This window comes from Vibrio sp. HI00D65, assembly GCF_001635455.1.
Lineage (GTDB): Bacteria > Pseudomonadota > Gammaproteobacteria > Enterobacterales > Vibrionaceae > Vibrio.
The window spans coordinates 1-350 of record NZ_LWEH01000389.1; the positions used below are offsets into that span (position 1 = coordinate 1).

Sequence of the window (350 nt, forward strand, 5' to 3'; positions counted from 1 at the left end):
TTGATGTATCGATAATTAATATGTCTTTATCGGGTAAATCTAAGGACATTGTTCTCGATAAACGCTCTGAAGTCAGGTGAATTGCTTGAGCTAGAGCGCTGTCTGTTGGTACATAGTCACTGAGTGTTAAAGCATTTACAGAACAAGTGGCAAACATCGCCAGAGTAGCAAGTATTTTTTTCATTTTTGTCTCCTTATTAACGCAACAAGCCAGGTTTAGCGATACGCAAACCATCTTCACAGATTGTGTCGACTTTAATGATCGTGCCGCGAGAAATCGCAGTTACAGGATCAGGGTTACCGTAGTAGCCGCCTTCATGTGTTTCGATTATCGGATCAAAGTTTTTTGC

1 pseudogene is annotated in these 350 nt (G+C 40.9%); it reads right to left on the bottom strand.

Features of this window, described 5'->3' with window-relative positions:
- Positions 1 to 184 (bottom strand): annotated as a pseudogene (locus A3712_RS21465) (hypothetical protein); the annotation flags it as partial.
- Between the last annotated feature and the right edge of the window lie 166 nt (positions 185 to 350).